Annotated in this window: 7 protein-coding genes; 2 read left to right on the forward strand and 5 right to left on the reverse strand. The window is 33.0% G+C overall.

The window, feature by feature from the left end:
- Positions 1 to 108: 108 nt before the first annotated feature.
- The 4 genes from J7Q84_RS15405 to J7Q84_RS15420 form a co-directional block, all read right to left on the reverse strand.
- Entirely contained in the window at positions 109 to 1,257 is a 1,149-nt protein-coding gene (locus tag J7Q84_RS15405) for a sugar ABC transporter substrate-binding protein (RefSeq protein ID WP_247739308.1), read from the reverse strand.
- A gap of 350 nt (positions 1,258 to 1,607) precedes the next feature.
- On the reverse strand, positions 1,608 to 3,146 hold the full coding sequence (locus J7Q84_RS15410; RefSeq protein WP_209095673.1) for a response regulator transcription factor: 1,539 nt from the start codon (positions 3,144 to 3,146) through the stop codon (positions 1,608 to 1,610).
- A 23-nt stretch (positions 3,147 to 3,169) separates the two neighbouring features.
- Positions 3,170 to 4,585, reverse strand: coding sequence for a sensor histidine kinase (locus J7Q84_RS15415; RefSeq protein WP_209095674.1), 1,416 nt, complete (start codon positions 4,583 to 4,585; stop codon positions 3,170 to 3,172).
- Entirely contained in the window at positions 4,575 to 5,567 is a 993-nt protein-coding gene (locus tag J7Q84_RS15420) for a sugar-binding protein (protein WP_209095675.1), read from the reverse strand. The genes J7Q84_RS15415 and J7Q84_RS15420 overlap by 11 nt, the downstream gene beginning before the upstream one ends.
- A 663-nt stretch (positions 5,568 to 6,230) precedes the next feature.
- Between J7Q84_RS15420 and J7Q84_RS15425 the strand changes: the two genes are divergently transcribed.
- Together J7Q84_RS15425 and J7Q84_RS15430 are read left to right on the forward strand one after the other, a co-directional pair.
- Positions 6,231 to 7,784, forward strand: coding sequence for an ABC-F family ATP-binding cassette domain-containing protein (locus tag J7Q84_RS15425; RefSeq protein ID WP_209095677.1), 1,554 nt, complete (start codon positions 6,231 to 6,233; stop codon positions 7,782 to 7,784).
- 536 nt (positions 7,785 to 8,320) lie between these two features.
- Positions 8,321 to 8,725, forward strand: a complete 405-nt coding sequence (locus J7Q84_RS15430; protein WP_209095678.1) for a hypothetical protein — start codon at positions 8,321 to 8,323, stop codon at positions 8,723 to 8,725.
- On the opposite strand, the gene J7Q84_RS15435 is transcribed toward J7Q84_RS15430, so the two are convergent.
- Positions 8,722 to 9,842 (reverse strand): IS3 family transposase gene (locus J7Q84_RS15435; RefSeq protein ID WP_209095694.1). Its coding sequence is split into 2 segments (ribosomal slippage): positions 8,722 to 9,593 and positions 9,593 to 9,842, totalling 1,122 coding nucleotides; the frame shifts between segments, so codons are not numbered across the junction. The two genes, J7Q84_RS15430 and J7Q84_RS15435, sit on opposite strands and share 4 nt — an antisense overlap.
- Positions 9,843 to 9,859 lie beyond the last annotated feature (17 nt).

Raw genomic sequence — 9,859 nt, forward strand, 5'->3', positions numbered from 1 at the left:
CTCCTGAATTTGCACATATTGTCAGTAATTGAACAAACAAAGTAACTAACAAAATAGTGACAGTTAGACCATCACTATTTTGCAAGTTTAAAATATTTATTGTGTTAATTATTTCAATCCAGTAAATTCTGAAGCTTTATAGTATCCAGAATCCACTAACTCTTTCTTCACTACACTTTGATCCACAACGATAATATTCGTTTGTTTTGTTTGGATATCCGCTTTACCATTGTTTGTAATTCCTGAAGCATCAGGTGTTTCATCTTTTAAGATTGACGTAGCAGTAGCGATTGCATCTTTAACTAACGTACGAACATCTTTAAAAACAGTCATAGATTGTTTTCCATCAATAATGTATTGTACAGAAGCTTTTTCAGCATCTTGACCAGTTATTACATACGAAGATACATCTTTGTCTGCTTTAAAAGTATCAGCGATTGAACGAGCTGTTCCATCATTTGGAGCAAGAACTAATACATCGCCTTTATCAGCTTTTGTAGCTTTTGTTAAGTTAGATGCCACTAAGTTCTTTGCTACGTTGAAATCCCAGTTAGTTGTTACTTGACCGATAATTTTTGCTTGTTCATCACGAGTTAACTCAGCCTTATCTTTTAAATCAACTGCAGCCGATGAATTCTCAACTTTAAATGTACCATCAGCAATTTTAGGTTGAAGAACTTCCCAAGCACCTTGGAAGAATAAGAATGCATTATTATCAGATGCAGCACCTGCATATAAGTATAAAGGTTGACCTGTTTTACCTGAAGCATGATCTACAAGGTATTGTGCTTGTGCAGCACCTACAGCAACGCTATCAAATGATACATAATAATCAACTGCGTCAGTACCTGTAATTAATCGATCGTACGAGATTACTTTAATTCCAGCAGCTTTTGCAGCTTCAGCTGAAGCTGCAGCTGCAGCGCCATCTTGAGGACAAATAATTAAAACTTTGATGCCTTTTGCAATTAAAGAATCAACATTTGCTTTTTCTTTAGCAGAGTCACCTTGTGAGAATAAAATCTCAACTGAATAGTCTGTATCTTTTAAAGCATTTTTAAAACGAGTTTCGTCTTGCGTCCAACGCGGCTCATCTTTTGTAGGTAAAACAATACCGATATCAACTTTACCATCTTTGCTTTTTTTACCCACAGAAGAGCTATCACTAGATGTCGACGAAGAGCCGCATCCAGTTGCAAGAACAGTCATTACTAAAAATACTGAAATTATTGCAAAAATCTTTGTTAACTTTTTCAAAATGTTTCCCCCTTTTTCTCTGGTTACGCTTTCATATTAAGGTTAACACGAATATCATTGGAAGCGTTTTCTCTTTTCCTTCACTCATTTGTCTATTACCTGTACTAATTTACCTTATCTAAGAAAACGTTTACATTATCGTTTATAAAACTAGCATTATTTTGACATCGGATTATATTAATACAGTAAAATTACATTGCAATAAAAAAAGAGTTAAACCAAAAACTCAATATATAAATGCACATAAATAAATGAACATGGGCAAATAACGCCCATGTTCACTTATTTGATATGATCGTTCTTTGGTCATATCGATTTATATAAATTAAAGTCATTTCACTTCTTATTCTTTAAAGATTCCTTAATAGTGTTTTCCTATATTCTTTAGGAGATTCGTTTGTACATTTTTTAAAAACTCGGCTAAAATAGTTGGGATCATTATAGCCCACTTGATAACAAATTTCTTTTAAACTCAATTCACTTTTTTCCATTAATTGTTTTGCTTTATTTATTCTCATATTCGTTAAATAATCACTGAAAGTCTCTCCCGTTTGTTTTTTAAATAATTTGCTAAAATAAAATGGATTCAACTTTAAATAATTGGCCACCTGCTCTAATGAAATATCCTCAATAAAATGATGAGCAATATATTCCCTAGCCAATATCATCATATGATTCATCTTAATTTCTTTTTCTCGATCAATCTTTGTAATCAAATTGACTATTTGTTGCTCCACTGCCTTCTTCAATTGACTAATATCATCTAAGTCAGGGATATGAAATTTCTCAACTTCAATCGATGAATTACGAAGAAATTGAACACTTTGATTCAATAGAGAATGTAATTCCGTTCTAACTTGTTTAACATCATATTTCATAAATCTTTCAAATAGATTATTGAATTGGTTCAAAACATCTTCTAAATCAGCTTTTCGAAATGAATCTATTAGAATTTGCTTTTCTTCATCTGAAATACTCAAAGTAAATTTCTCTGAAAAAAGACAAACTCGTGTTAATTCCTCACACTCTAAGCTTGCATATAAAGCTTCCTTATAAGATTGTCTTAACCCCTCAACTCCTAGCTTTAAAGAACCAATTCCAATCATCGTTTTATAACCTGTTTGATTTTCTATATATTCAATCGTCTTCAAAGCGTCCTGATATAATACAGGCTTTTGAAGATCTTCTTGCTTAAGCTGTACTGGAATAAATGTGGCTAATTGACCATCTACTATTGGGCTAACTAAACAAACTCTCGAGGATTTCATAAAATGCTTAACACATTCATATATTCTCCGTTGTTCCTTTTCATTTTGAACAATTTCTTTTGGCAATTTAATGACACTTGCATAACCTAAATTGATCTCAAAACCAAGAATTTCAGACAGTTGACTCACATTTAGTTCTTGAACTGTATTGAACATTAACATTAACGTACATTCATTTTCCGTTAAAGGGCGAATGAGGGATAAATTTTCAATCGATTTTAATTCTTGTAATCTCTTCTTATGATCATCTTCAATTTCAGAGATCATCTTTTGAAGTAAAGAAATGATTTGATCCTTTTTAGCAGGCTTTAAAATGTATTCCTTTACACCTAAGGAAATCGCTTCTTGTGCATATGTAAAATAATCATATGCTGTTACAATGATGGTTTTCGTATCAGGTAGTTTTTGCTTTATAACAGAAACTGCTTCAAGTCCCTGAATACCAGGCATTTTGATATCCATAAAGATAATATGAGGTTGATATTCGATTGATTTTTCAATCGCAATTCGTCCATTTTCAGCTTGTTCAATTTGGAATTGATTAGGCATAGAACGCTTAATCATTAATTCAAGCCCCTCACGCTCTAATGGTTCGTCATCTACAATTAATAATCTGTACATAGCTACCTCCTTTAATTATAAAATTATGATGAGACAGGAAGTTTTAAAATAATGGTTGTCCCTTTATTTACTTCACTTTCGATATCCACAATATCTTCTGTGCCGTAAAAGAGGCGCCAGCGTTTAAAAACGTTTGTTGTACCCAATCCGGTCGAGCTTTTTTGAGATATGATCGGCATAAACGATGTCAAAAGAGCCTCTTTAGTCTCTTCATTCATACCAGCACCATTATCATAAATTTCAATGTAAATATATTTTTCGCGATTTTTTATATTAAGACCTATTACTGCTCCTTTTTCCATCCCTTCAATACCGTGTATAAACGCATTTTCAAGAAGGGGTTGTAAAGTTAAACAGGGGACTTTATATCCTAAGCAAGACTCTTCTATATTTAATTCAAAACGTACGCGATCTCTAAACCTTGCCTTTTGAATCGAAAAATATTCTTCAGCATTTCGAACTTCCTCTAAAAGACATACAGGTTCATCTAGTTTTCGTAAATTATATCGTAACAAGTTCGAAGTGGATACGGTAAGATCACTCGTTTGTTCGGCTCCTTCTATATAAGCTAACTTAGATATAACATTTAACGTATTGAACAGGAAATGTGGGTTTATCTGACTTTGTAAAGCTTTTAATTCAAGCTCCTTTACAAGTCGGTCCTTCTCCACTATTTCAATATTTTTAGTCATTAGATTACTTAAGTTCTTTGACATTTCACTGAGAATCTTACCAAGAATACCAATTTCATTATTTTGATACAATGTAGGAGGAGCTACATTGAAATTCCCCTTTCCGATTTGCTTCGCCATATAAACTAAACGATTAATCGGAATGACGATGCTCCTTGATAGCCATATTGCAAAAACGATGCTAATAACTGTCGTAATAACAAACAACTGTACACCTAATCGATTCATAGACTGATTATTTGCAATAATTTTCAGAAAAATAGGTTGATAATTACTTAGCTCCAAATCAACTAAATTCTGACTATCTTCTCTAATAAAGCCTGATATTTTCTCTATATCGCGATATTGTTCAGTATAACTTGAAAAATTTTGGGAAATAAGATTATTTGTAATCGATGCTTCTAATTCTAAAAACGAATCAATCATATGAGTAAAGTTTTCTAATACAAGTTGATTATTTTGGGTGGCATTATGTGTTAACAATTCCTTTTTTAAATTTTGGAGATTACTTCTATGCTCTAAAATCGATTGATAGTTTTTGGGCTGCGGATTAATAATATAACTACTTAATAATCGTAAATTCTCTTGTGTTTCAAAAGAAATTTGCTTATATAAAAAAATTTCATTAATCATTAAATTATAACTCTCTTGCACTTTCTTGCTGTTTTCAAAAATAAAAAACGAAACTAGATTTGACAAAATAACAAGAATAGGTATGAAAATAAATAGCTTAGTTCTAATTTTCAACGTTTCTCCTCCTGGCCAACGTTTCTTTCGTCACCACCTCGGTTGGTGTAAAATTTTCTTTCTCAATAACTTTTCCTTGCAGTGAGTCTATCAATAATCGAACAGATTGCAAGCCCATTTCATATGGCTTTTGAATAACAGTTGCTCTAATTGATTCGTTCCGAACTGCTTGAAGTGTACCTTCAATATCATCAAATCCAAATATTTCAATTTTATTCAACTTCAAATTTTTTGACGCATTCAAAATCCCAATTGCATCTAAAGCACTTGTACCAACCATAATTGAAACATCTGTATTATTGCGTAACATATTCTCGGCTTGGAGTTTTGCTTGAATAATTGAGATATTAGAGGTTTCAATAGCTTTTACTTGTAATTTTGGATATTTCTTAACAACATTTAAAAAACCATTTAGTCTCATCTGTTGACTTTCTGATTTTTCACTTCCTATAATAATCCCAATTTTTCCGACACCATTCGTTTTTGCTGCAACGATTTTACCAAGCTGCTCTCCTGCACTAAAATTATTCGTACCAACATACGCTATACGCTTACTTTTTGGTGCATCTGTATCAATTGTAATAACCGGAATATGTTGCGAAACCGCTTTATCAATTACAGGTGCAAAAGTTTTCTCATCAAGACTTTGTACGATAATCCCGTCAACCTGAGAAGCAATTGCCTTTTCTAATAATTTAATTTGTTCTTCCGGACTTGTACGTAAAGGACCAATATATTCAACATTCACGTTAGAATTTTTTGCAGCAACATTCGCTCCTTGCTGTACTTTTCTCCAATACGGATTATCAAACTCTTGTGAAATAAGTACGAAATGAAGTTTTTTCTTCGAGTCTACTTCTCGACCCTGTAATTTTTGAACTGCATTTTCAATATTGTTCGCATTTATTTCAAAGTGAATAAGTACATATACAAACAATAAAAAAAGTAAGCTTAAACTAATCGACCATTTTTTTTCTTCCATAACGCCCTCCAGTCCTATACTAAAATAGTACCTATTGAGTAGAAAGTTTACAACTTACAATTTTCCCCACTCCTTAAAGTGAAAATAAGATAAATTAGTAACATAGTAACTAATTTTTTAATCAATAGATTTTTACGCTATCAACATTTTTCATCCTACCATTTAAGCTACTCCTGTTAACATTCAAATCATTATATTGAAATTGTTTCTAAAAAAAAGATGCCCCGTGTTCAACACCAAAGATCATCTTCTTAAAGTTCCATAAACTTTTTTAATGTTCTTTACAAACTTTAAAACGAGTTGCGCCATACACTCCACGTGTGTAGAGTATATGGCGCAACACATGAAGTGTTAATGAGTTTCCATTGTTTTAAAAAAATTTCAATTTAGAACTCAACCAATTTTTTTATTTTTTCTACATTTATTCCCACATAGGAATAACTCATATCTTACCTTCTGATTCGATTGTATAATAGTTTCTTACCTAATTTTTATACACCCAAGTATATATAATTCAATAATCTCATTTTATTAAGATACGGCAGACTTTAGTTTAACCCAAGAATTGAATTACATTTTTTACAAAAAATAAATTCAAGATAGAAAAAGCAGCCAAAATCTAGTAAGATATCCACATGTGATATTAGATAAGGGGTTAGAAAAATGAGCGTATTAAACGTACAAAATTTAAGTCACGGTTTCGGTGATCGTGCGATTTTTAATGATGTGTCTTTTCGACTTTTAAAAGGAGAACACGTTGGACTAGTTGGGGCAAATGGTGAGGGTAAGTCTACTTTCATGAATATTGTTACTGGGAAGTTGCAACCCGACGAGGGGAAAGTTGAGTGGTCACGAAAAGTTCGTGTAGGTTATTTAGATCAGCATGCTGTACTTCAAAAAGGTACTACGATGCGTGACGCTTTGAGTACTGCTTTTCAATATCTATTTGATGCGGAAGCAGAGATCAATGAACTTTATGCAAAAATGGGTGATGAAGATGCTGATATCGATGCATTACTTGCAGAGGTTGGAGAGCTACAAGAAACTTTAGATAGTAATGATTTCTATCAAATTAATTCAAAAGTTGAGGAAGTTGCTCGTGGTCTAGGCTTAGACGATGTTGGACTCGATCGAGATGTAAATGATCTAAGCGGTGGGCAACGTACGAAAGTTTTGCTAGCTAAGCTTTTGCTAGAAAAACCTGAAATCCTATTACTAGACGAGCCTACGAACTATTTGGATGAACAGCATATCGAATGGTTAAAGCGCTATTTACAGGAATATGAGAATGCATTTATCTTGATTTCACATGATATTCCATTCTTGAACAATGTTGTTAACTTGATCTATCATATGGAAAACCAAGAGTTGAATCGCTATGTTGGAGACTATGATAACTTCTTAAAAATATATGAAATGAAGAAGCAACAACTAGAGTCTGCTTATAAGCGTCAGCAACAAGAAATTGCTGATTTGAAGGATTTCGTTGCTCGTAACAAGGCAAGTGTTGCGACTCGTAATATGGCGATGTCTCGTCAAAAGAAGCTCGACAAAATGGAAGTTATTGAATTGGCGAAAGAGAAGCCGAAACCAGAGTTTAATTTCAAAGAAGCTCGCACAGCTAGTCGTTGGATTTTCGAGACTGAAGATCTTGTTATTGGTTACAACGAACCACTTTCTCGCCCTCTGAACTTGAAAATGGAACGCGGACAAAAAATTGCATTCGTTGGTGCAAACGGTATTGGCAAATCTACTCTTTTAAAAAGTATTCTTGGGTTGATTAATCCGATTTCGGGTAAAGTGGAACGTGGTGAGTATCAATACATCGGTTACTTCGAACAGGAAGTTAAACAGTCCAACTACAACACTTGTATCGAAGAAATTTGGAGCGAGTTCCCAAGTATGAATCAGGCTGAAGTCCGTGCTGCTCTTGCAAAATGTGGATTAACGACGAAACATATTGAAAGTAAAATCGAAGTCCTTTCAGGTGGCGAAAAAGCCAAAGTTCGATTGTGTAAAATTTTAAACACAGAAACGAATTTATTAATTCTAGACGAACCTACCAATCACTTGGATGTTGACGCAAAAGAAGAATTGAAGCGTGCTTTAAAGGCATATCGCGGAAGTATCTTAATGGTATCCCACGAACCTGATTTCTATCGTGAAATTGCGACTGATATTTGGAACTGTGAGGATTGGACTACGAAAGTGTTTTAAATAAAGACTAAGGGGTACCCAATGAGTAAAGTTCCACTTGGGTACCCCTTTTATAAACCATCCAAAATTTCCAATAAAATATACTTTATATTTCTTAAAAAATCTCATCCAAACTAAAGTTAGAATGAGCTTCTATCTATTTCAATATTAATTTTGCAACAACTTCAACATGTGTCGACTGTAATTGACAACACAATAGATGTTGGTGGGTTTATCAACATTCTTGATGAAATTTATATCTTTGTTTTAGAAATTAGAAAAGACAACTAAAATATGTCTCTTTCTTAAAAAGAATTTAAAGTTATATTCAAACTTACAGGAGGCGTTAGTGAGTTTATAAATAATGCTTGGCCACCATAATGAACCTAACATTTTATTTTCGATGTAATACGCTTCAACAAAAACACCCTTTTATTAAAAGGCTCTAAGTAGTTTCTAAGTTTTCTTATTCAACTAATTGGCAGGAAAGTTGCATAAGGAAATGATAAAATATAGCTATTCAGGTTTAGTGTATATAATTATAAAAGGTGAGAAAAATGAGAAGCTATCGAATTAATAATGTTAAAGTTACTGAATCAAATGATGGAACAAAATGTGTTATTTTGAATCAAAATAATTTAGAGAATTGTTTCAAATTAATAAATGATTATGAAATTAAGGAAGTAAAAATAAACGAAAACTTTGATAAATATAAAGATCTATCATTGTTAAGTGAATGTCCAGATATCGAAGCATTGTATATCAATAACCATTTTATTGAAGATATATCGAAATTATATATTTTAAAGAATCTTAAAAAATTAGGTACTGGCGAAATAAAAGTTGAACTAGATTTAGGTAATTTAACTACATTAGAAAAATTGTATATAACGTGGCATAAAAAGATTTCAGGGTTGAGTAATTTATTAAATCTAAAAGATGGTATGTCAACACTAAACTAGACAACTTTTTTAAGGTGTTTATCTTTATAATCAATCGGACTTTCATATCCAAGGGTTCCGTGAATTCGTATGTTATTAAACCAGTGGACATAGTCCTGTAATTCCCTTGTTAATTCTTCTAAATTAGTAAAGTGTCTGCCTTTCACAAACTCGGTTTTGATGATTTTAAATGTCGCTTCGGCTACTGCATTATCATACGGGCAGCCTTTCATGCTTAAGGATCGTTGTATATTAAATGTCTTTAAGGCATCATCGATCAATTTATTTTTACACTCGTTTCCTCGATCCGTATGAAATAGCTGTATCTTATTAAGGTCGACCTTAATAGAAGCTAACGCACGATAAACGAGTAATGCATCTTTATTTGGCCCTGTACTACAACCTACAATTTCTCGATTAAAGAGATCGACAAAGACACATACGTAATTCCATTTTTGATTCACTCTTACGTATGTTAAATCGCTAACAATTGCGGCCATTTCTTGTTCCTGATCGAATTCACGATTCAGTTCATTCTTCTGTTCTGATTGATTACAAGATTTTACATGCGGTTTAAATTGAGCGATTGTGTATGAAGAAACTAGACCCTGCTCCTGCATGATGCGCCCGATTCTTCGTCTGGAAACGATAAGACCACGCTTTTTTAATTCTACTTTGATTTTACGTGTTCCATAGTTTTGACGGCTTGCGTGAAAAATATCGACCACATCAGAGGTAACGAAATCTTCCTCGATCCTTTCTGTTGCCTCATAATAATAGGTGCTTCTAGGGATTTGTAGGACTTGGCACATTGCTGATATCGAGTATTTGTGTTGGTTATTCTTGATTACATTTACTTTCGTCCTAGTATCAGCGCAGCTTGCTTTAAAATATCATTTTCCATTTCTAATTGCTTATTTCTTTTACGGAGTTCCATCAATTCTTTTTGTTCATCCGTTACATTATCTTTCTCCTTAAAAGAACCTGTTTGTTGACTCTGACTCACCCACTTATCTAAAGAAGAAGGAGTCAGATCATACTCACGAATAATCTCTTTTCTTGGTTTTCCATTTTGGTAAAGCTGCACGATCTGTTGCTTGAAATCTTCAGTAAAGGTTCGGCGTTCTCTTTTGGCCATGTAGATTCTCCTCAAAT

Origin of the sequence: Bacillus sp. 165 (assembly GCF_017742235.1) — a bacterium.
In the GTDB taxonomy this organism is placed as follows: domain Bacteria; phylum Bacillota; class Bacilli; order Bacillales; family Bacillaceae_G; genus JAGHKQ01.

Coding starts and splice junctions, on each gene's coding strand:
- J7Q84_RS15410 (WP_209095673.1), bottom strand. CDS start 3,146: ATGTACAGATTATTAATTGTAGATGACGAACCATTAGAGCGTGAGGGG.
- J7Q84_RS15420 (WP_209095675.1), bottom strand. CDS start 5,567: ATGGAAGAAAAAAAATGGTCGATTAGTTTAAGCTTACTTTTTTTATTG.
- J7Q84_RS15425 (WP_209095677.1), top strand. CDS start 6,231: ATGAGCGTATTAAACGTACAAAATTTAAGTCACGGTTTCGGTGATCGT.
- J7Q84_RS15430 (WP_209095678.1), top strand. CDS start 8,321: ATGAGAAGCTATCGAATTAATAATGTTAAAGTTACTGAATCAAATGAT.